The following is a 20,054-nucleotide window of genomic DNA, read 5'->3' on the forward strand; positions in this document are numbered from 1 at the left end:
GGACGTGTCCTACAGCTAAACCCTTTGCATATTCAGTAACGTAACGACTCGTGTACTGATGACTCCTCGGTCTTCCCTTTCCGCCACCCTATTCGGGTGGCTTTTTTTTGCGCCTGAAACGGCAGTTTCCGTTGCGACGGTAGCCCAAACAAAATCGGCCGACCCAAAGGTCAGCCGATACGCTGTGCTGCTCATAAATACCAACTACATGGGTAACCCACGCACCTCCTGCTTGACGCCCCATCCTTCGATGATCCCTCCCAGGGGCTCGACCACCGCTTCAAAGTCTTGCTCGAAGTCTCCTATGCCGTCGTAGGTTGCGAACATGATTTTGCTCAGTTCCAGGTACCAGGCGCCATCGTCGCGCGCGCTGACCTGGGCGTTGAGGGACTCCCCACGAAATCGACCCGCAGCCCTGCGCGCCCGTTCCTCATCCGGGAAAATGGCGTAGAACTCGATGGGGTGAAAACGCGAGAAATCAAAGCCGCCTTCTTTCATGCGGCGCAGTACGTTGGTGCTGATGTCTTCTTGATAGGCTGTGCTCATGAAACGTCCTCCTCACACCGATGGATAGACTTTCCGTGCTTCCTGAAGCCCCGCGCCCTGCTGACGCGGGCACCACGGCATAACAACACCGCAGGAAAACAAGCATGTAGCTGACAAGACCAGACCTTAGCGATTCATTCGCTGATCTCGATTGCAGAGTAGCGTGAAGCTATCACCGCCACCAGAGGTGCTCGTGTGGCGAGTGAAAAATGTTTAGACGGAGGGAGAAATATCGAGAATCTGGATACTGTTCTGGTCTTTGAGAATCTTGACCGTCGGCTCGGGTTTACGGCCTTCCAGGTCATTGAGATCGAGTTCGGCAGCAATCGGCACCAGCTTCGCACGAATCATATGCGCAGCGTCTTCGAGGCTGGGCTTTTGCTCGCAGGTGAACTGCTGCACGGACGTTTCACCGTGATCATCAACGAAGGTAATTTGCCACGTTTGCATCGGTGCCTCCTCGATAAAACCCATAGGTGGGCTTACTTCTATCTGGACCGTGAGGGCTCGCCAAACGTTCCACTCAAGGCCGGAGGCACCGGATCAACTGCACTTATTTTTCAGCGTGTTCTTTCAAGGCTTTCAAGGTGTTGAACGGCGCGTCCACCACAAACTTGTTGGCCAGCCACGACGGCACGCTGCCACCTGGCTCGGTGTGTACCTGGTAGGTGACTTCGGTCTGGTTATCGCCCTTTGGCACCAGTTTCCAGAAACCCTCCACCTGGGCGACCCGCACGTAGCCTTTTGCTTCAGGCTTGTAGGTCGGCACGCCTTCCAGCTTGCGCGTGACGGTGCCGTCAGCGGCTTTGGTGGTGGTGACGTGGATGTACGAGTCGCGGTCCGTCACAGGGAACGGGGCCTTGAACTGGGTGTAGGTCCAGGCTTCGTCGCCTTTCTTGTCGACGAGCTTCTGGGATTTGCATTCATGGATCCATGCGCAAGCACCGACCACATCTTCCTGCAGCGCCTGGACCTTGGCCAAAGGCGCTTTGATCACGGTCACGCCGCGATAGGCCTTGTACTTGGAACCGGCAATCTCGCTCAACGACACCTTGATACCGTCTTCGTCCTTGGCGACTTGCCAATCCTCAGCCTGGGCAGTGGCCGCAAACAACAGCGTAAAACCGCACAGCACAGCCACTCGTTTCAGCGAACCCATCGTTGTATTCCTTATTGTTGAAGTTCCGATAGTAAAGCCCATCAAGCCGCCGTCATCTGCTCCCACCAGCCGATCAGGCGGATGGCATCGGCCTGGTCGTTGCCGCACACCTCAATATCGGCCTTGAAATCACTGCACACGGCTGGCCGCTGCGGTTGACCGAACAACTGGCACAGTTGTTCCACCGACAGGTGTACGCAGCGAACGCCAGCGGGTTTGCCCTGAGGCATTCCCGGTAATGGCGAACTGATGGAGGGGGCAATGCAGCAGGCGCCACAGCCTTCACGGCATTTCATGACCAGCAGGTCCTCGACGACTCAATAGGGATGGCCGGGCTAGAGTACGCCCTTAAACAGCCGTTTTAAAATGGGCCAACAGGAGTTTTTCGCACAAAACAAAAATGACCAACCAGTCTGCGACAGATGGTCGGCAACCTGGGTCACCTGTAGCCCGAAGTTTATTGCTTGAATTCGAAATCCAGCGCAGCGCCTTCAACATCACGGCGCTCTTCGTTACGCAGTTGCAGCTTCATCTCATTGCTGAGCAAGCGGCCGTTGATCTGGAATGCACTATTGTCGGTTGGCTTTTCGCCAAACATCGGCGGCAACAGAGGCACGCTCTTGGGCTTGGGCATGGTGCCGATGGGTTGCAAGTGCCTGACCATGTCCGAAGGCAGGGACAGGTCCAACTGTGCCGGTGGCAGTTTGGTCTGGGCGACCTCATGGGCCGACTTGGACTTGCTCGCCACGGGTGCACGCTTTTTGGTCGAAGCGGCTTTCTTTTGCGCGGCAGGGGATTTTTTCGCAGGCGTTGGCTGCTTGGCTGAGGTCTTTTGCTCGGCACCGACAACAGGCTTGCCTTCAGCCACCGGTGCTGCAGCCAGCACGCTACCGGCATTGCACAGGCTCAGCAGACCAAGCATCAACGTAACGCGAAAAATAGAAGTCATATCGCCAACAGCATTAACGGCAGAAGGCCATATGCTCGCTTGTTGTGCGCGGCATGACAAGGGCACAGATCAGTCTTGTCCCCTTTGCTCGCCTCAAAAACCCGCTGCGGCCTCTTGGCACAGCTGGCTGGCAAGCATTCCCAGGGTCATCAACGCCCTCTCCGCCTCGCGGTTCCACGGCGTGCCGCAATTGAGGCGAATACAGTGGTTGAACTGTTCGGTATTACTGAAAATCAGCCCTGGCGCAATGCTGATGCCTTGTTGCAGGGCACGCACATGCAGTTCCTGAGTATTGACCCGCCCCGGCAAACTGACCCACAGGATAAAGCCGCCGGTCGGGCGGGTCATCTGGGTGCCCTCGGGGAAATACTGCTGCACCGCCAATTGGAAGGCGCTGAGGTTCTTGCGGTATTCCTGGCGGATGTAGCGCAAATGACGGTCGTAGCCACCGTTTTCCAGATAGGCCGCGACGCCCATCTGGGTGACGCTGCATGCCGAATGCGTGCTGAACATCTGCAGGCGCTGGATTTCCTGCTGGTATTTACCGGCAATCATCCAGCCAATGCGTACGCCCGGCGACAAGGTCTTGGAAAAACTTGAGCAATAGATCACCCGGTCGAGGCGGTCGTAGGCCTTGAGGGCTTTGGTGCGGCCGAGTTCGAACATCAACTCGCCGTAAATATCATCTTCGACGATCTGGATATCGAAGTCCGACGCCAGGCGCAGCAACTGTTTCTGCCGCTCCTCTGGCATGGTGCCGCCCAGCGGGTTACTCAAGCGCGTGGTCAGCACCAGCGCCTTGATCGACCATTGGTTGGCGGCCAGTTGCAGGGCTTCCAGGCTCATGCCCGTGGCAGGGTCACTGGGGATCTCGATCACCTTGAGGCCCAGCAGGTCAGCCAATTGCAGCAAGCCGTAATAGGTCGGCGACTCAGCCGCGATCAGGTCGCCAGGGCGCGTCAGCACGCGCAGCGACATTTGCAAGGCGTCGACACAGCCGTGGGTGATCACCACTTCGGAAGGGTCCACTACCACCCCGGCATCGCGCATGCGGATCGCCACCTGGCGCCGCAGGGGTTCAAAGCCAGGGCTGAACATGTAGCTGAAGGCCCGTGGGCTCTGGAAACGCGTGACCTTGGCCAACTGCTGATGCAGTGCCCGCACTGGCAGGTAGTCGACACTCGGCACCGCCGCGCCCAAGGGAAACACCCCTTCACGGCGCGACTCGACCAGCACCTGCTGGATGATACTGCTACGGGTGACCAACCCTGGGCGCTCGACCCGTGCGATATCAGGCGTAGGCGCCGTGAGTGCTGGCGTCTGGTGCACGTAGTAGCCCGACTGCGGCCGCGCCCGGATCAGCCCCTGGTCTTCCAGGTTGGCATAGGCCTGCAGCACCGTGGCATGGCTTACATTGAGCTGGGAACTCATCTTGCGCACCGACGGCACGCGCTCCCCCGGTTGGTAGACACCGCGGCGGATGTCCTCAGCCAGTTGCTGGGCAATACGTTGGTAAAGCAACAGATTGGTCATGACGCAGCACTCGATTTCACGGGCATTTTATTTTTGTGTGAAACATACCGGCACAGTTTAGAAGTGTACGGGGACAGTTGCCACAATAGTCGAGCGTGGGCGGGAGTGACAGTAAAAACTGCCGGGGGAGCTGGGGTGGGCATCGCCGAAACGAAATGTGGGAGCGGGCTTGCTCGCGAAGGCGGTGTGTCAGTCAGCACATCCAGTACTGAGCCACCGCATTCGCGAGCAAGCCCGCTCCCACAATTTGGATCTGCGTCAGCTATTAGCGCGCTGCGCCCAATTGGCCCTTCTCGTCAGAGAACACAATTTCCACCCGACGATTCTGTGCACGACCACGCTCGGAGGCATTGGCTTCCACCGGGTATTGGTCGCCATACCCCTCGACCTCAATGCGTTTGTCATCGATACCCAGGTCCATCAACAGGTCGGCCACCGATTGAGCCCGGTCGCGGGACAGTTTCAGGTTTTCCTGCTCGCCACCAGTGTTGTCGGTGTAGCCCTCGATGCGCACCCGACGCTTGGGGTTCAGTTGCAGGAATTGCACGATCTTGAGCACCGTGCGGTTGGCCGAGTTCTGCAGCTCCGCTTCGCCGGTGTCGAACAGTACGTCGCCCAGGGTCATCACCAGGCCACGGTCGGTCTGGGTGGTGAGGCTGGCGATTTGCGCTTCAACCCACTTGCCCTGCTGTTGCACGCTGGCCAGCTTGTTTTCGCGCAAGGCCAGTTGCAGGCGCTGACGTTCCAATTCCAGTTGGGTACCGCGCTCGGCATTCAGGCCTTGCTGGGTGTGCTCTCGAGCGATGGCGCTATACCGCTGGCTCAGGTAGGCGTAATGCACCACATCGGACCCACTGCCCCAGTAGCTGGACAGGCGATCGGCGCGGGCCAGGGACTCTCCGGCGCGGATCACGTCCTTGGGCGCGAAGCGCAGCACGTTGGCGTCTTCCTTGACCTTTTGGAAGTCATCGCCGGCCTGCTGCAACGCCTGCTCACTCGTGGGTTGGTTCGCACAGCCGCCCAAGGCCACGCTGCCCAGCAGCAGTACACAGCTCAGACTACGGATCATCGGGCTCATTGTGCTTCTCCCAACTGCAGCTGCTTACGCAGGCGAGTGATACGGGTATTGAGCACGTTCAATTGTTCCTGGCTCTTGCCGGTCAGCACTTTGGCTTCGGCCAGGCGTGCGTCCAGCTCAGCCTGCTCGGCGCGCATACGCGCTCGCTTGTAGGATTGGTCGGCCATGTTGCCCTTGGCCCGGGCGAATTTTTCTTCGGCCAGCTTCAGTTCGGGGGATTCATCGGTGTTGGCCCCGACCGCGGTGGCTTGTTCCAAGGCTTGCTGGGTCAGGCGCATTTGTTCGATCGGCGCAGGATCGGTTGCGCATCCCGCCAGCGCGACAACGGCAAGGGCCGCGAAAAGAGCTCGAAAAATCACTGTAAATCCCTACTTTGTTGGGGTGCCGACAGGTTGTTGCAGTTGCGCTTTCCAACGCTCCAGATTGCGCTGCAGCGCGGCTTGAGCGGCACCGGAGGCAGGCAATTCTGTCATCTTTTTCGTCAGCTGTCCGCGAAGCCAAGGATCATTGCAGGCCGAGTTGTGGGAAATCGCCAGGTACAGGCCAGGCTGATCGACAGGCACCTCATGGGCCACCAGGTCATTACTCATGCCCAGGGTCTGGGCCATGGCCATGCCGGAATAGCGCCCAGCCAGCACGTAGTCCACCTCACCGAGCAACAGCTTCTGGAAAGCCGGCGTCAAATTGGGCAGGCGTTGCAGGTTGAGTTGCTGGCTGGCGAAGGTTTCGAACTCCGCGCTCAAGCGCGCACGTTCCGAGACTGCGCCTTTGTGGCCGTGCAAATCGGCGGCGGTGGAATAGACCACGGCTGAATCCTTAAGCGTCCATACCAGGTAGTCGGTCTGCATCAGCGCCGGATGGATGTAGTCGAAGTGGTCCAGCTCACCCAGATTCAGCGGTGCGTCGGCGAGAATGTCCATGCGCCCGCTACGCGCTTCCTCCAGGGCCAGGGAGCGTTTGCCGCCGTAGAGCAGGTCGATTTTCAGCCCGAGCTCCTTGCCCACTTGTTGCAGCACGTCAGCGGTCGCGCCGATCAGATGCGTAGGGTCCTGGGGGTCGCGCCAGAGTAATGGCGGTGCGTCCGGGCTGCCGGTGATCACCAGGCGCTCGCACTTGCCGGCGGCGAGCGTCAGGCTCGGCAGCAGCGTAAGGCCCAGCAGTAAGGCCCAGGGGCGCAGTTCCATGGCAAGACTCTCCCGATCAGTAAAAAAAAACCCGGTCATAAGACCGGGCTCTTTATAAGTGAAGCGGCTGGATTAGACCAGCTTCTCCAATTCAGGTACGGCTTCGAACAAGTCCGCCACCAGGCCATAATCGGCAACCTGGAAGATCGGCGCTTCTTCGTCCTTGTTGATCGCAACGATCACTTTGGAGTCTTTCATACCGGCCAAGTGCTGGATCGCGCCGGAGATACCGACGGCGATGTACAGCTGTGGCGCAACGATCTTGCCGGTCTGGCCGACCTGCATGTCGTTGGGTACGAAACCTGCGTCAACGGCTGCGCGGGAAGCGCCGACCGCAGCACCCAGCTTGTCGGCCAGGGCGTACAGGTGTTTGAAGTTGTCACCGTTCTGCATGCCACGCCCGCCGGAAACGACGATCTTGGCAGCGGTCAGTTCAGGACGGTCCGACTTGGCCAGCTCTTCGCCGACGAAGCTGGAAGTGCCCGCGTCGTGGGCAGCGGAGACGGCTTCAACGGCAGCCGAGCCACCTTCGGCGGCAACCGGGTCGAAACCGGTGGCACGCACGGTGATGACCTTGACCGAGGCGTTGGACTGCACGGTAGCGATGGCGTTACCGGCGTAGATCGGGCGCTTGAAGGTGTCGGCGCTTTCTACCGAGATGATCTCGGAGATCTGGTCAACGTCCAGCTGCGCGGCAACGCGTGGCAGGATGTTTTTGCCGTTGGAGGTAGCGGCGGCCAGGATGTGGCTGTAGCCAGCGCCAAGCTCGGCGACCAGCGGCGCAACGTTTTCCGGCAGCTGATGCGCATAAGCGGCATTGTCAGCGTTCAGGACTTTGCTCACGCCTGCGATTTTTGCAGCCGCTTCAGCCACGGCGCCAGCGCCCTGACCAGCAACCAGCACGTGGATGTCCCCACCGATTTTAGCGGCAGCGGCCACGGTGTTCAGGGTGGCCGGGGCCAGTACCTTGTTGTCGTGTTCAGCGATTACCAAGATAGTCATGATTAGATTACCTTCGCTTCGTTTTTCAGTTTCTCGACCAGTTCAGCCACCGACTTGACCTTGATGCCCGCGCTGCGTGCAGCCGGCGCTTCGACTTTGACGGTCTTGTTGGTAGAGGCGGTGGAAACGCCCAAAGCGTCCGGAGTCAGCGTCTCCAGAGGCTTCTTCTTGGCTTTCATGATGTTTGGCAGGGACGCATAACGCGGCTCGTTCAAACGCAGGTCGGTGGTGACGATGGCCGGCAGTTTCAGGGAAACCGTCTGCGCGCCGCCGTCGATTTCACGGGTGACTGCAACGCTGTCGCCGCTCACTTCGACTTTCGAAGCGAAGGTGCCCTGGCCGTAACCGGTCAGTGCAGCCAACATCTGGCCAGTCTGGTTGTTGTCGCTGTCGATGGCTTGTTTGCCCAGGATCACCAGTTGTGGCTGCTCCTTGTCGACAACGGCCTTGAGCAGCTTGGCAACGGCCAGGGAGGTCAGCTCTTCAGCGGACTCCACCAGAATGGCGCGGTCGGCGCCCAGGGCCAAAGCGGTACGCAACTGCTCTTGGGCAGTGGTCGGCCCGATGGACACCACGACGATTTCCGTCGCCACGCCTTTCTCTTTCAGGCGTACGGCTTCTTCCACAGCGATTTCGCAGAAAGGGTTCATCGACATCTTGACGTTAGCAAGGTCGACGCCGGAATTGTCCGCCTTGACGCGAACTTTCACGTTGTAATCGACAACGCGTTTGACAGCTACAAGAACCTTCATGGATTCCTCGTTACTCTCCGGTGAAAAGAAAGTCGCCTAGGCGAACCTGGCGGTTGATGCTCATCGGCACACAAGGGCACCTCCAAAGACCTCGGCAGTGGCCTTGCACACGGGAAATGACGACCGTTCGTCAGTGGTGACTGAGAGGTCATTCTTTATCGCGGCGTGTAAACTGCGCTCCAACGTTTGGGGGCGCATCACCTTTATTGCCTTCGGCCTGTCTTTGGACGTGCTCTTGAAACCTGCAGTCTGCCTACGGGAAGCGCAAAACCGACCGTATCTTGACCGGAACGCCTATTCTGGTCAATACGGCAAAATGGTCAGTCATAAGCCCCGTTGCTTTGATTTATCTAGGCTGCAGGCAATTCAAACAAACGTTTGTATTGGACGCTGTCAGTGGTCTATATATAATGCGCCACCTAGAGAGACAGGTGGGTGCTGCCTTCGCGCAGAACCACACCGAACCTCCACCCATTAGAAAAAAAAGCCTGTTGAGCCTTGAGTAGGAGATAGCCTGTGGAACGCGAATACATGGAATTCGACGTGGTCATCGTCGGCGCTGGCCCGGCTGGCCTGTCTGCCGCCTGCCGACTGAAGCAGAAGGCCGCCGAAGCCGGTAAGGAAATCAGCGTCTGCGTGGTCGAGAAAGGCTCCGAAGTCGGCGCCCATATCCTCTCCGGTGCCGTGTTTGAACCACGTGCCCTGAACGAGCTGTTCCCGGACTGGAAAGCACTCGGCGCCCCGCTCAACACGCCCGTGGTGCGCGATGACATCTATGTACTGCGCAGCCCGGAAGCCTCCACCAAGGTGCCCGACTTCTTTGTGCCCAAGACCATGCACAACGAAGGCAACTACATCATTTCCCTGGGCAACCTGTGCCGCTGGCTGGCCCAGCAGGCCGAGAACCTCGGAGTGGAAATCTACCCAGGCTTCGCCGCCCAGGAAGCGCTGCTCGACGAGAACGGCGTGGTACGCGGCATCATCACCGGCGACCTCGGCGTCGACCGTGAAGGCAAGCCAAAAGACGGCCTGTACACCCCGGGCATGGAACTGCGTGGCAAGTACACGCTGTTCGCCGAAGGTTGCCGTGGCCACATCGGCAAGCAACTGATCCAGCGCTTCAACCTGGACAGCGACGCCGACGCCCAGCACTACGGCATTGGCCTGAAGGAAATCTGGGAAATCGACCCAGCCAAGCATCAGCCGGGCCTGGTGGTGCACACCGCCGGTTGGCCGCTGGACATCATGGGTAAAGAGAACACCGGTGGCTCGTTCCTTTATCACCTGGAAAACAATCAAGTCGTGGTCGGGCTGATCGTCGACCTGTCCTACAGCAACACCTTCCTGTCGCCGTTCGATGAATTCCAGCGCCTCAAGCACCACCCGGTGCTGGCCCAGTACCTGGAAGGCGGCAAGCGGGTCAGCTACGGCGCCCGCGCGATCTGCAAAGGTGGCCTGAATTCGCTGCCGAAAATGGTCTTCAAGGGCGGCGCGCTGATCGGTTGCGATCTGGGCACCCTGAACTTCGCCAAGATCAAAGGCAGTCACACCGCGATGAAGTCCGGCATGCTCGCCGCCGACGCCGTGGCCGACCGCCTGTTTGCCGAATCCGAGGGCGGTGATGAGCTGACCACATATGTCGACAGCTTCAAAGCCAGCTGGCTGTACGAAGAACTGTTCGCCAGCCGTAATTTCGGCCCGGCCGTGCACAAGTTCGGCGCAATCATCGGCGGCGGTTTCAACTGGCTCGACCAGAACATTTTCGGCGGCAAGATCCCTTTCACCCTGCACGACACCAAGCCGGACTACGCCTGCCTGAAGCTGGCCAAAGACAGCCAGAAGATCGACTACCCCAAACCCGACGGCAAGCTGAGCTTCGACAAACTGAGCTCGGTGTTCATCTCCGGCACCAACCATGAAGAAGAGCAGCCGTGCCACTTGAAGCTCAAAGACCCAAGCATCCCGATCGGCACCAACCTTCCGCTCTACGATGAACCGGCGCAGCGCTACTGCCCGGCTGGCGTGTATGAAGTGGTGACCAAGGAAGACGGCGAGAAACGCTTCCAGATCAACGCCCAGAACTGCGTGCACTGCAAGACCTGTGACATCAAGGACCCTTCGCAGAACATCACCTGGGTGACGCCGGAAGGTGCGGGTGGGCCGACTTACCCGAATATGTAAGTCGTTCGCTTAACCAGAAAAGGCTCCCGAGATGGGAGCCTTTTTTGTGGGCGGCATCGATCAAAATGTGGGAGCTGGCTTGCCTGCGATGGCGGTCTTCAGGTGCCAAATGTATAGCTGACCCACCGTTATCGCAGGCAAGCCAGCTCCCACAATGACCTCGTGGTGTCAGGCGGCCCGCTCTTCCCCCGGGTTGCGCAGGAAATAGCGCTTGTACTCCCGACTGAACTGCGACGTGCTCTGGTACCCCACCTTGTGCGCCGCCTGCGCCACGCTCATGCCTTCCACCAGCAGCAACTGCTGGGCCTTCAATAACCGCAGGCGCTTGAGGTACTGCACTGGCGATAACAAGGTGCAGCGCTTGAAATGCTCATGAAAGGTCGACGCACTCATGTGCGCATACCCGGCCAACGTCTCGATATTAAGCGGCTCGGCGTAATGGGCATGCAGGTGATTCAATGAGGTGGCGATGCGCGAAAACTGCCCCTGTTGTTCCACCAGCGCACGCAACACATCCGCCTGTGGCCCGCGCAAGGCGGTGAACAACAATTCGCGCACCCGCGCAGGCCCCATGATCCGGCTTTCCAGCGGATCGTGCAGGCACTGCAACAACCGCTCGACGCAGCCGCGCATGGCATCATCGAGCACCACCGAACTCATCGACTCCAAGGTCTGCGCGGTCGGCGGCGGCCCGGCCTGCATACCCATGGCAATCACCAACTCGCCCAACACCACGCGGTCGATGCCTACCGTAACGCCATACAGGGGCGCCTCGGGGGCCATGGCAAAGGTCTCGCATTCGAACGGCACCGGCATCGCCTGGATCAGGTAATGTCCGGCGCCATACTCCAACGTGCGCGGGCCGAGGTAGGCGACCTTGCTGCCCTGGGCCACGAACATCAGGCTTGGTTCATAGATCTGCGGCCCACGCGCCACATCGCAACTGGCACGCAGCACCTGCACACCGGGCAGGTGAGTCGGGGAAAAACCATCGCGGGGCGTGAGCCCTTCGATCAAGGAAACCAGCGTGGCATTGGCGTCCAAATGGCGGGTCAACAGCATGGCAAAAAACTTCGCGAATAAGGGATGACACCATCATCGCAGGTCTGGCGGCCAATATATCCAAAGCTCTGGCACTGCCGGACGAATAGGCATGAGACTCGGAGCAATTGCCATGTTCGCGCCAGGGGCCGGCGCGCAGAATTTGCCGCCTCTGCAGTCCAAGTTTTTGTGAGGTTTACTATGTACACCGCCATCGGTTACGCCGCCCAGTCGGCCACCACGCCCCTCGCCCCGATGTCATTTGAACGCCGCAGCCCGCGCGTCGATGACGTGGCCATCGAGATTCTTTACTGCGGCGTGTGCCACTCCGACATCCACCAGGCGCGCAACGAATGGGGCATCGCCGTGTACCCGCTGATGCCGGGCCACGAGATTGTCGGCAAAGTCACCGCGGTCGGCACCAACGTGACCGCCCATAAAGTTGGCGACCTGGTGGGCGTAGGCTGCATGGTGGACTCGTGCCGTCACTGCGAAGCCTGCCAATCAGACCTTGAGCAATACTGCCTCGAAGGCCCGACCATGACCTACGCCACGCCGGACCGCGTGGATGGCAGCAACACCATGGGCGGCTACTCCGATAGCATCGTGGTCAGCGAGCATTTCGTGGTGAAGATCCCGGCCAAGCTCGACCTGGCCAGCGCTGCGCCGATCCTGTGCGCAGGCATCACCACCTACTCGCCCCTCAAGCACTACGGCGTAAAGGCCGGCGATAAAGTCGGGATTCTCGGCATGGGTGGCCTGGGCCACATGGGCATCAAGTTCGCCAAGGCCATGGGCGCCGAAGTCACCTTGTTCACACGCTCGGCCAGCAAGGCCGAGGAAGGCCGTCGCCAGGGCGCCGACCATGTGATCGTGTCCACGGATGCCGAGCAGATGAAAGCCGCTGCCGGGCACTTCGATTTCCTGCTGGACACCATCCCGGTGCAGCACGACCTGAACCCCTACCTCGATGTGCTGCGCTTTGACGGCGTGCATATCCTGGTCGGCCTGATCGAGCCGGTGGACCCACCCGTCAACGCTGCCAAGCTGGTGCTGGGTCGTAAAGTCTTGGCCGGCTCGCTGATCGGCGGCATTGCCGAAACCCAGGAAGTCCTGGATTTCTGCGCCGAGCATGGCATTACCTGCGACATCGAGATGCTCGACATTCGCCAGATCAACGAAGCTTATGCGCGCATGATTGCCGGTGATGTGAAGTACCGCTTTGTCATCGACATGGCGAGCCTGAAAGCCTGATCAGGCCTTGGCGCCCAACTCCGCTGACAGCCGGGCTGCGACCTGTTTGATCACAGGGATCAGTTCGGCCATTTTCTCCAGCGGCATGTAGGGCACCGTACTGGCAATGCTGATGCCGGCGACAATGCGCCCGCTGGCATCGCGCACCGGTGCGGCCACGCAGCGGATCGAAGGCTCGTTGTCTTCGAGGTCAAACGCGTAGCCACCCTCGACATACTCATGCATGCGCTGTTCGAACTGCGCCCAGGATTGCTCCGGGTGCTGCGGCCATTGCAGGCTCTTGCCCACCGCCGGCAAGCTCGCCTCGTACAAGCGCTGCCACTCCTGCGGCGAATCATCCAGCATCAACGCCTTGCCGATACCGGTGCGCGCCAGCGGCATGCGATGGCCGACCCGCGAGCGCATTTCCGGCCCATTGCGGCCGGGGTTCTTGTGCAGGTAAAGCACCTCGTCGTACTCACGAATCGCCAGGTGAATGGTGTCGCCGGTCAGCGCCGACAACTCATCCAGGTAGGGCACCGCCAGGTTCACCAGGGGCAACTCTTCACGGGCCTGGAACCCCAACTCGATCAGCTTGGGCCCCAGCAGATAACCGACCTGGGGCACCACGCGCAGGTAACGCTCGTCCACCAGGCAACTGGCCAGGCGGTGCGTCGTGCTGCGCGTGGTGCCGATGCGCCGGGCGATCTCCTTGAGATCCCGCGCACCAGCCGCCACCGCTTGCACCACGCCCAGGCCGCGCAACAGGGTCTGGGTGCCGGTGGGGGCGGCGTCTTTGACGGGGGTGTGGGCGTTTTCCTGCATATCGGGCCTATAAGTATGAAAGCGGGGGCATTATGGCAAATACCGCCTTCCTGAACACAGGAGATCCAAAGTGGGAGCTGGCTTGCTGTGGCGAGGGAGCTTGCTCCCGTTCGACAGCGCAGCTGGAGCCGGCTTTTGGGGGCGCTTCGCACCCCAGCGCAAGCAAGCTTGCTCGCCACAGCAAGCCAGCTCCCACAGTTTGATCTTCACAGGGCGAACATTAACGTTGTTTCATGCGGTCGATTATCACCGCCAGCAACAGGATCGAGCCACGAATCACATATTGGTAAAAGGTATCGATGTTCTTCAGGTTCATCGCATTCTCGATGATCGCCAGAATCAACACCCCGGCAATCACATGGCGGATCATGCCGATGCCGCCGCTCAACGACACCCCGCCCAGCACACAAGCCGAGATCACGGTCAGTTCGAACCCCTGGCCAATCATCGGCTGGCCCGAGGTCATGCGTGACGCGAGGATCACCCCGGCCAATGCGCCGATCAAACCATGCACGGCAAAAATGATGATCTTGGTGCGATCGACATTGACCCCGGCGAGCAACGCGGCTTCCTGGTTGCCGCCAATGGCCATGGTGTTGCGCCCATAGGTGGTGTAATTGAGCAGCCAGCCAAAGAACACAAAGCACAGGACGGTGATGATGATCGGCACCGGCACGCCCAGTAGTTGGCCGTTGCCGAACACGAAGAACCCTTCATTCATCACCCCCACCGCCTTGCCGTTGGAGAAGATGTAGGCCAGGCCGCGCACGATCTGCATGGTCGCCAGGGTGGCAATCAACGCATTGATGCGCAGCTTGGCGATCACGATGCCGTTGATCAGCCCTACCACCAGGCCCATGGCCAAGGCCGCCGACACGCCGAGTACCACGCTGTCGGTGTCGCGCATCACGATGCCCGCCACCACCCCGGCGCAGGCGATCACCGAGCCTACCGACAAGTCGAAGTGCCCTGAGGCCAGGCAGAACAACATGGTGCACGCAGCAATACCGACAGTCGAAATCGCCAGGCCCAGACCGCGCATGTTCAGCGGCGAGAGGAAGTTATCGATGAACACCGCGCTGAGCACAAAAATGCCCAGTGCCGCCAGCAGCATCACCCAGTCATCGAGAAATTTGCGCTGATTGAAACCCGGCCAGAAACCCTTTGCAGTTTTTACCTCAGACATAGCCAAACCCTCTTGTTCTTGTTCAAGCCCGCGACTGTGGTAGCGCCAGTTGCAGCAGGCGCGCTTCATCCGCTTGGGCGCGGGGCAACTCACCGGTCAAGGCGCCCTCACTCATCACCAGGATGCGGTCGGAGATGCCCATCACCTCCATCAGGTCGCTGGACACCACGATCACCGCTATGCCGCTGGCCGCCAGGTTATGGATGATCTGGTAGATCTCCGACTTGGCGCCAATGTCGATACCCCGGGTGGGTTCGTCCAGCAGCAGGACCTTCATGGGCATCGACAGCCAGCGGCCAAGAATGGCCTTTTGTTGATTGCCGCCAGACAGGTACAGGATTTTCTGCTCGGCATTCGGCGTCTTGACCTTCATCGCCTGGATCTGCCGCTCGGCGTTGCCCCTCTCCCAACCATCGCGCAGCAGCCAGCCGAACGAGGCATGGGCACTACGGGCGCTGATGTTGATATTTTCCGCCACGCTGGACAGCGGGATGATGCCTTCCTTTTTGCGGTCTTCCGGGCACAGCAGCACGCCAGCGGCGATGGCGTCGCGGGGAGAGCGCAACTGCAACGGCTCACCGCAGAGTGCCAGGCTGCCGGCGCTGGCGCGTTCAAGGCCGCTGAGCAGGCGCAAAAGCTCTGTGCGCCCTGCCCCCACCAGCCCGAACAGGCCCAGGATCTCGCCTTTGCGTACCTGGAAACTCACGGGTTCACGCAGGCCGGGGCCGAGCAAGCCCTCGACCTTGAGCGCCACCTCGCCCTGCTCACGCGGTCGGTAATCGTAGATATCCTGGATATCGCGACCGACCATGCAGGTCACCAGCTGATCGTGGGTCAGCGTGTTCATGTCCTCGAACGTGCGCACGTAGCGACCGTCCTTGAACACCGTCACTGCGTCGCAGATACGGAACACTTCTTCCATACGGTGCGACACGTAGAGCACCACTTTGCCCTCCTCGCGCAGGCGCGTGATGATCGCCATCAAGCGCTCGATTTCCCGCGCCGAGAGGCTACTGGTCGGCTCGTCAAAGGCGATCACATGGGCGCCACGGGACAGCGCCTTGGCGATTTCCACCAACTGGCGCTGGCCCAGGGACAGGCGCCCGAGTTTCTCGTCGGGGTCGATTTCATCGGCCAGGCCCTTGAGGCAGGCCAGGGCCTGCTTGCGCAGCAGGCTCCGGTTGACCACGCCAAAGCGCGTGGGCAAATGCCCGAGGAACAGGTTCTCGGCCACGCTCATTTCCGGCACCAGGTGCAGCTCCTGGTGAATCACCGCCACACCGCAGGCGATGCTGTCGGCGGCGCATTTGAAGGCCATGGTCTGCGCGCCGATCTGCACCGTACCGCTGGACGGAATGTAGGCGCCGCCGAGGATTTTCAGCAGGGTCGACTTGCCGGCGCCGTTCTCGCCCATCAGCGCGTGCACCGAATGCGGCCGCGCTTCAAAGCTGATCTGCGCCAGGGCTTTCACACCGGGAAACTCCTTGCCGATGCCATTGAAACGCAGGGCCGCGCCGCTCATTTCCACAGGCCGATCTTGGTCAGTTCTTCCTGGAAATTGGCGCGGGTGATCAAGGTCACTTCGTCCATGGCGGTGTATTTGGCCGGTTCCTTGCCGGTGGTGACCCACTCGTACATCGCCAGCGCGGTGTTGTAGCCCTCGATATGCGGGCTGGGCAGCATGGAGCCGAAGAAGCCGCTGTCGGCTTTCTTCAATTCGCCAATGGCGTCGGTGCCATTGATGCCGATGCCGATGACGTTGGCGGCCTTGAAGCCGGCACTTTCGGTGGCGCGCACGCCCCCGAGCACGGTGTTGTCGTTCATGCCGCCGATGATCAGGTTCTTCGCTCCGCTCGGCAGCTTGACCAAGGCCGAGTTGGTGGCGTCCATGCTGCCGGGGACGTCGAGGGTTTTCAGCGCAGCAGTGAGGATGTGGTCCTTGGGAATACCGGCCTCCTCGAGGGATTTGATCGAGCCGTCTGTACGTTTCTTGCCGGTGTCGAGTTCGTTGAAGGTATTGATCACCGCATAGGTGTCCTTCCAGTCCCACCCGCGTTTTTTCGCTTCGGCGGCCATGGCGGCGCCCTGCTTCTGGCCCACCTCAAACGCGGCCATGCCCAGGTACGGCACGTCTTCCATGAAGTTGCCCTTGGCATCGACAAAGCGATCATCCACGGCCATCACTTTCAAACCGTTGACCTTGGCCTTGGCAACGATGGCCGGGCCCAGGGACACGTCTGGCGGGCAGATCACAAAACCCTTGGCGCCATTCGCGGCCAGGCTGTCGATGGCCGACAAGGTCTTTTCCCCATCGGGCACGGCGATCTTGATCACAGTAAAACCATGCTCCTTGCCGGCTTTTTCCGCGAATGCCCACTCCGTTTGAAACCAGGGTTCCTCGGCCTGCTTGACCAGGAAACCGATCTTCACTTCTTCAGCCGATACCCAGCCGCAGAACGCCATTGCCAGTGCCACGGCACCGAGTGTTTGCTTGAACATGGACCACCTCCTTCTTGTTATTGGAAAACGCTTTAGTCGTGGTACATCACAGACCGCCCGCCATCGATCATCAGGCAAGTGGCGTTGATAAAGGGCGCCTCGTCGGTCGCCAGGAACAGTGCTGTCATGGCCACTTCGATGGGCTGGCCAATGCGTTTGGGCGGGTGCAGGTCGAACGCACGCTGGCGTTCGGCGTGGGGGTCTGGGAAACCGTTCCAGTAATCGACGTTGAGCTGGGTTTCGATATAGCCGGGGGCGATGGCATTCACGCGGATGCCCTTGGGCGCGTACTCGATGCCCAGTGCACGGGTGAGGCCGAGCAGGCCGTGCTTGGCCACAGGGTAAGGAAAGCAACCGGGAATGATGTGGCTGGAATGGGTGGACGCGATATTGATGATGTTGCCGATGCCCTGCTCGATCATGTGCGGCAATACCGAACGGCAGCCGTACCAGGCGCCGTCGAGGTCGATGGCGAAACAGCGGCGCCAGTCCTCTTCGCTCATCTCCAGTGGGTCACGGAACACGTTGACTCCGGCACAGTTGACCAGCACATCCACGCGGCCAAAGCGCTCGATGGCCAGGTTGACCAATGCCTGCCACTGATCCTTGGAAGTGATATCAACCGGTTGAGCGTAAACCTGCGCACCGTGTTCGCGCCAATGAGCGGCGATTTTCTCGACTTTGTCACCCTGGATATCGGCAATGATCAACCGCGCCTGCTGGGCCTGGAAACACGCAACGATGGCTTCGCCAATGCCTTGGGCGCCGCCGGTGACGATCACCACCTTGTTCTTCAGCCGCTCGCCGTAAGTCGGCTCGGGCACGGCGGGTAGGGACAACGGTTGCGCCTGCATCGCTTCACCTTTTTATTTTTTGTAGTGAGTGCTGATGCTGGCGACTATAAACCCATCGCCCGAAATATCTCAATATATAAATTAAGATCCCATATATTGAGAAAAAACAAAAAATGTTCGAGCGGGTTAGCCGTGGCGAGGGAGCTTGCTCCCGCTGTCTGCGCAGCAGACTCCCGCTTTTGGGGGGCGCTTCGCACCCCAGCGCAAGCAAGCTTGCTCGCCACAGGAAAGCTCACATTCTGGTTTTAGTGTTTACATAAACGAGGCTTCAGCCTTGGGCGAAGTCGCGCAGGGCATCGCCTTCCATGCGATAACGCACCCATTCTTCCTGAGGCTGGGCGCCTATGGATTTGTAGAAGGCAATCGCTGGCTCGTTCCAGTCCAGCACGCTCCATTCAAAGCGCCCGCAACCGTTGTCACACGCGATCTTGGCCAAGTGGCGCAGCAACTTCTTGCCGGCCCCGCCGCCGCGTTGTTCCGGGTTGATGTACAGATCTTCCAGGTACAGGCAGTTACTGCCCAGCCACGTCGAGTAACTGAAAAAGAACACCGCAAAGCCAATCGGCAAGCCGTCGCGCAAGCAGATCAAGCCGTGGGCCGTGGCGCCTTCGCTGAACAGGCTGCGTTCGATATCCACCACGCTGGCGATCACTTCATGCCGGGCTTTCTCGTACTCGGCAAGTTCAGTGATAAAGGTCAGGATCTGCGCAGCATCGCTGGGCACGGCGGGGCGAATCTCGATGGTCATGGGCGAGCCTTGGGCAAATTCAAAGGCCACATACTAAGACGGTTTGATGGCCGTTTGCAGTGCAATTGCCCTTACCGACACACAAAATCTTACAGGCACAGCAGTACCGTTCGTCGCCATCCCGGCACGATCGTCAAATGCGGGCAGACCAATACAGGGTAAGGACATTAATCATATGGAGACACCCTGATGAAAAATTCCAAATTTGCTGCCCTCGCCCTCACCGGCCTGTTGTCTGCCGCGTCCTTGAGCGCCTTCGCGGCTAGCTCGACCACTGGCCCCACCGATCCAACGCCGGACGCCACTACCGAGTCGCAAAAATCCATGGGCACCGGCCTGGACACCAACGGTGGCGCGATCATCGACAACAGCGCCGACCCACGCACCAAAGGCAACGACACCCAGCGCCAAGCACCGCCTGCCGTAGGCAACGGCAAGATGGGCCCTGGCACGAGCAACAATGAGCCGAAGATCAACAAAGGCGACGACTCGAACATCCCCGGCGCACAGAAACAACCAGCGCCTTGATGCACCCTTGGTACGACCAACACCCGACCATTTCCCAGTGAAGAGGTACGCATGAACGTCGATAGAAACCTTGAAAAAGAAGTCCTCACCCGCCTGCTGCACGCCCATCCGCAAGGCTTGGGCAAGGAGGTGCTGGACAATTACCGCGGTGAAAAAGAGGTCGCCAGTGTCTTGGCGTTCCTGCAGGACCGCGGGCTGATCAAGGATGGGCATGTGACCACCGACGACGCCGGCGAATACGCGTTGAACCTGCCGATCAAGCTCACCGCTTCTGGTGTGGATGAGGCGCGCAAGCTCGACGCGCAAAGTACTCAGTAATCCATTTCTGGCCTGGCCCCGCGACTGGGGCCAGAGGGAGTTTTAGCGATGCCTCGTGGAAGCAAAGCCAAATACACCGACGAACAGAAACGCAAGGCCGCTCATATCGAAGACAGTTATGAGCATAAGGGGTTGCCCAAGGACGAAGCCGAAGCCCGTGCCTGGGCGACTGTGAACAAACAGTCCGGCGGTGGTGAAAAAGCCGGCGGATCAGGCCGACGCAAGGCGCCAGCCAAGAAGACCCAGGACCGGCAGGAATCGGCCAAGCGTGCCGCTGCCAGCCGTGAAGGCCACCCGCGCAGCAGTGGGGCTTCGCTGGGTACGCAGACCAAGGAAAGTTTGATGAAAGAGGCGCGGGCCAAGGATATTCCTGGGCGCTCAACCATGCGCAAAGATGAGTTGATTCAAGCGCTGAAAAAAGCAGGGTAGACGCAGAAC

General features: G+C 59.8%; 23 protein-coding genes. 5 read left to right on the plus strand and 18 right to left on the minus strand.

What is annotated here, in order from left to right; translation table 11 throughout:
* Positions 1 to 204: 204 nt before the first annotated feature.
* From JJD66_RS17660 to JJD66_RS17710, 11 genes are all read right to left on the minus strand, one after another.
* The gene (locus JJD66_RS17660) at positions 205 to 546 is read right to left on the minus strand and encodes a ribonuclease E inhibitor RraB (protein WP_003193463.1); all 342 of its coding nucleotides are present in this window, start codon (positions 544 to 546) and stop codon (positions 205 to 207) included.
* Between the two features lie 213 nt (positions 547 to 759).
* A complete protein-coding gene (locus JJD66_RS17665; protein WP_116667114.1) occupies positions 760 to 996 on the minus strand; it encodes a hypothetical protein in 237 nt (78 codons plus the stop codon).
* 103 nt (positions 997 to 1,099) lie between these two features.
* Entirely contained in the window at positions 1,100 to 1,705 is a 606-nt protein-coding gene (locus JJD66_RS17670; RefSeq protein WP_034126754.1) for an START domain-containing protein, read from the minus strand.
* A 41-nt stretch (positions 1,706 to 1,746) separates the two neighbouring features.
* Entirely contained in the window at positions 1,747 to 2,001 is a 255-nt protein-coding gene (locus JJD66_RS17675) for a YkgJ family cysteine cluster protein (protein ID WP_034126753.1), read from the minus strand.
* Positions 2,002 to 2,162: 161 nt separating this feature from the next.
* Positions 2,163 to 2,654: a hypothetical protein gene (locus tag JJD66_RS17680; protein WP_034126752.1), complete on the minus strand. Its 492-nt coding sequence runs from the start codon at positions 2,652 to 2,654 to the stop codon at positions 2,163 to 2,165.
* A gap of 93 nt (positions 2,655 to 2,747) precedes the next feature.
* Positions 2,748 to 4,187 (minus strand): aminotransferase-like domain-containing protein, encoded by a 1,440-nt coding sequence (locus JJD66_RS17685; protein ID WP_003193472.1) that lies wholly within the window; start codon positions 4,185 to 4,187, stop codon positions 2,748 to 2,750.
* 265 nt (positions 4,188 to 4,452) lie between these two features.
* Positions 4,453 to 5,265: an OmpA family protein gene (locus JJD66_RS17690; RefSeq protein WP_200648668.1), complete on the minus strand. Its 813-nt coding sequence runs from the start codon at positions 5,263 to 5,265 to the stop codon at positions 4,453 to 4,455.
* Positions 5,262 to 5,624, minus strand: a complete 363-nt coding sequence (locus JJD66_RS17695; protein ID WP_003193475.1) for a DUF4398 domain-containing protein — start codon at positions 5,622 to 5,624, stop codon at positions 5,262 to 5,264. The genes JJD66_RS17690 and JJD66_RS17695 overlap by 4 nt, the downstream gene beginning before the upstream one ends.
* Positions 5,625 to 5,633: 9 nt before the next feature.
* Positions 5,634 to 6,449: a substrate-binding periplasmic protein gene (locus tag JJD66_RS17700; RefSeq protein ID WP_200648669.1), complete on the minus strand. Its 816-nt coding sequence runs from the start codon at positions 6,447 to 6,449 to the stop codon at positions 5,634 to 5,636.
* A gap of 72 nt (positions 6,450 to 6,521) precedes the next feature.
* Positions 6,522 to 7,451 (minus strand): electron transfer flavoprotein subunit alpha/FixB family protein, encoded by a 930-nt coding sequence (locus JJD66_RS17705; protein WP_034120769.1) that lies wholly within the window; start codon positions 7,449 to 7,451, stop codon positions 6,522 to 6,524.
* A 2-nt stretch (positions 7,452 to 7,453) separates the two neighbouring features.
* Entirely contained in the window at positions 7,454 to 8,203 is a 750-nt protein-coding gene (locus JJD66_RS17710; protein WP_014719538.1) for an electron transfer flavoprotein subunit beta/FixA family protein, read from the minus strand.
* Positions 8,204 to 8,719: 516 nt separating this feature from the next.
* Here JJD66_RS17710 and JJD66_RS17715 point away from each other — a divergent pair.
* Positions 8,720 to 10,384, plus strand: coding sequence for an electron transfer flavoprotein-ubiquinone oxidoreductase (locus JJD66_RS17715; RefSeq protein ID WP_200648670.1), 1,665 nt, complete (start codon positions 8,720 to 8,722; stop codon positions 10,382 to 10,384).
* Between the two features lie 168 nt (positions 10,385 to 10,552).
* On the opposite strand, the gene JJD66_RS17720 is transcribed toward JJD66_RS17715, so the two are convergent.
* On the minus strand, positions 10,553 to 11,446 hold the full coding sequence (locus tag JJD66_RS17720) for an AraC family transcriptional regulator (protein ID WP_105227918.1): 894 nt from the start codon (positions 11,444 to 11,446) through the stop codon (positions 10,553 to 10,555).
* Between the two features lie 180 nt (positions 11,447 to 11,626).
* Between JJD66_RS17720 and JJD66_RS17725 the strand changes: the two genes are divergently transcribed.
* Complete coding sequence (locus JJD66_RS17725) at positions 11,627 to 12,679, plus strand: NAD(P)-dependent alcohol dehydrogenase (RefSeq protein WP_200648671.1); 1,053 nt, start codon at positions 11,627 to 11,629, stop codon at positions 12,677 to 12,679.
* Here the strand turns inward: JJD66_RS17725 and JJD66_RS17730 are convergent, their stop codons facing one another.
* From JJD66_RS17730 to JJD66_RS17755, 6 genes are all read right to left on the minus strand, one after another.
* Positions 12,680 to 13,483, minus strand: a complete 804-nt coding sequence (locus JJD66_RS17730; protein WP_034126746.1) for an IclR family transcriptional regulator — start codon at positions 13,481 to 13,483, stop codon at positions 12,680 to 12,682.
* A gap of 220 nt (positions 13,484 to 13,703) precedes the next feature.
* Entirely contained in the window at positions 13,704 to 14,669 is a 966-nt protein-coding gene (gene araH / locus JJD66_RS17735; protein WP_034126745.1) for an L-arabinose ABC transporter permease AraH, read from the minus strand.
* A 22-nt stretch (positions 14,670 to 14,691) separates the two neighbouring features.
* On the minus strand, positions 14,692 to 16,191 hold the full coding sequence (gene araG / locus JJD66_RS17740; protein ID WP_200648684.1) for an L-arabinose ABC transporter ATP-binding protein AraG: 1,500 nt from the start codon (positions 16,189 to 16,191) through the stop codon (positions 14,692 to 14,694).
* Positions 16,188 to 17,168, minus strand: a complete 981-nt coding sequence (locus JJD66_RS17745) for a substrate-binding domain-containing protein (RefSeq protein ID WP_014719544.1) — start codon at positions 17,166 to 17,168, stop codon at positions 16,188 to 16,190. The genes araG and JJD66_RS17745 overlap by 4 nt, the downstream gene beginning before the upstream one ends.
* 32 nt (positions 17,169 to 17,200) lie before the next feature.
* Entirely contained in the window at positions 17,201 to 18,022 is an 822-nt protein-coding gene (locus JJD66_RS17750; RefSeq protein WP_200648672.1) for an SDR family oxidoreductase, read from the minus strand.
* A 268-nt stretch (positions 18,023 to 18,290) separates the two neighbouring features.
* A complete protein-coding gene (locus tag JJD66_RS17755; RefSeq protein WP_034128422.1) occupies positions 18,291 to 18,770 on the minus strand; it encodes a GNAT family N-acetyltransferase in 480 nt (159 codons plus the stop codon).
* A gap of 189 nt (positions 18,771 to 18,959) precedes the next feature.
* Here JJD66_RS17755 and JJD66_RS17760 point away from each other — a divergent pair, with 189 nt between their 5' ends.
* The 3 genes from JJD66_RS17760 to JJD66_RS17770 are packed head-to-tail and all read left to right on the plus strand — an operon-like array spanning position 18,960 to position 20,045.
* Positions 18,960 to 19,298, plus strand: coding sequence for a hypothetical protein (locus JJD66_RS17760; protein ID WP_034128424.1), 339 nt, complete (start codon positions 18,960 to 18,962; stop codon positions 19,296 to 19,298).
* A gap of 51 nt (positions 19,299 to 19,349) precedes the next feature.
* Positions 19,350 to 19,616, plus strand: a complete 267-nt coding sequence (locus tag JJD66_RS17765; RefSeq protein ID WP_032895690.1) for a hypothetical protein — start codon at positions 19,350 to 19,352, stop codon at positions 19,614 to 19,616.
* A gap of 48 nt (positions 19,617 to 19,664) precedes the next feature.
* Positions 19,665 to 20,045, plus strand: coding sequence for a hypothetical protein (locus tag JJD66_RS17770; protein ID WP_034128425.1), 381 nt, complete (start codon positions 19,665 to 19,667; stop codon positions 20,043 to 20,045).
* The last annotated feature ends 9 nt before the right edge of the window (positions 20,046 to 20,054 follow it).

It is taken from the genome of Pseudomonas sp. MF6751 (assembly GCF_016613265.1).
GTDB classification, from domain to species: Bacteria; Pseudomonadota; Gammaproteobacteria; order Pseudomonadales; family Pseudomonadaceae; genus Aquipseudomonas; species Aquipseudomonas fluorescens_BV.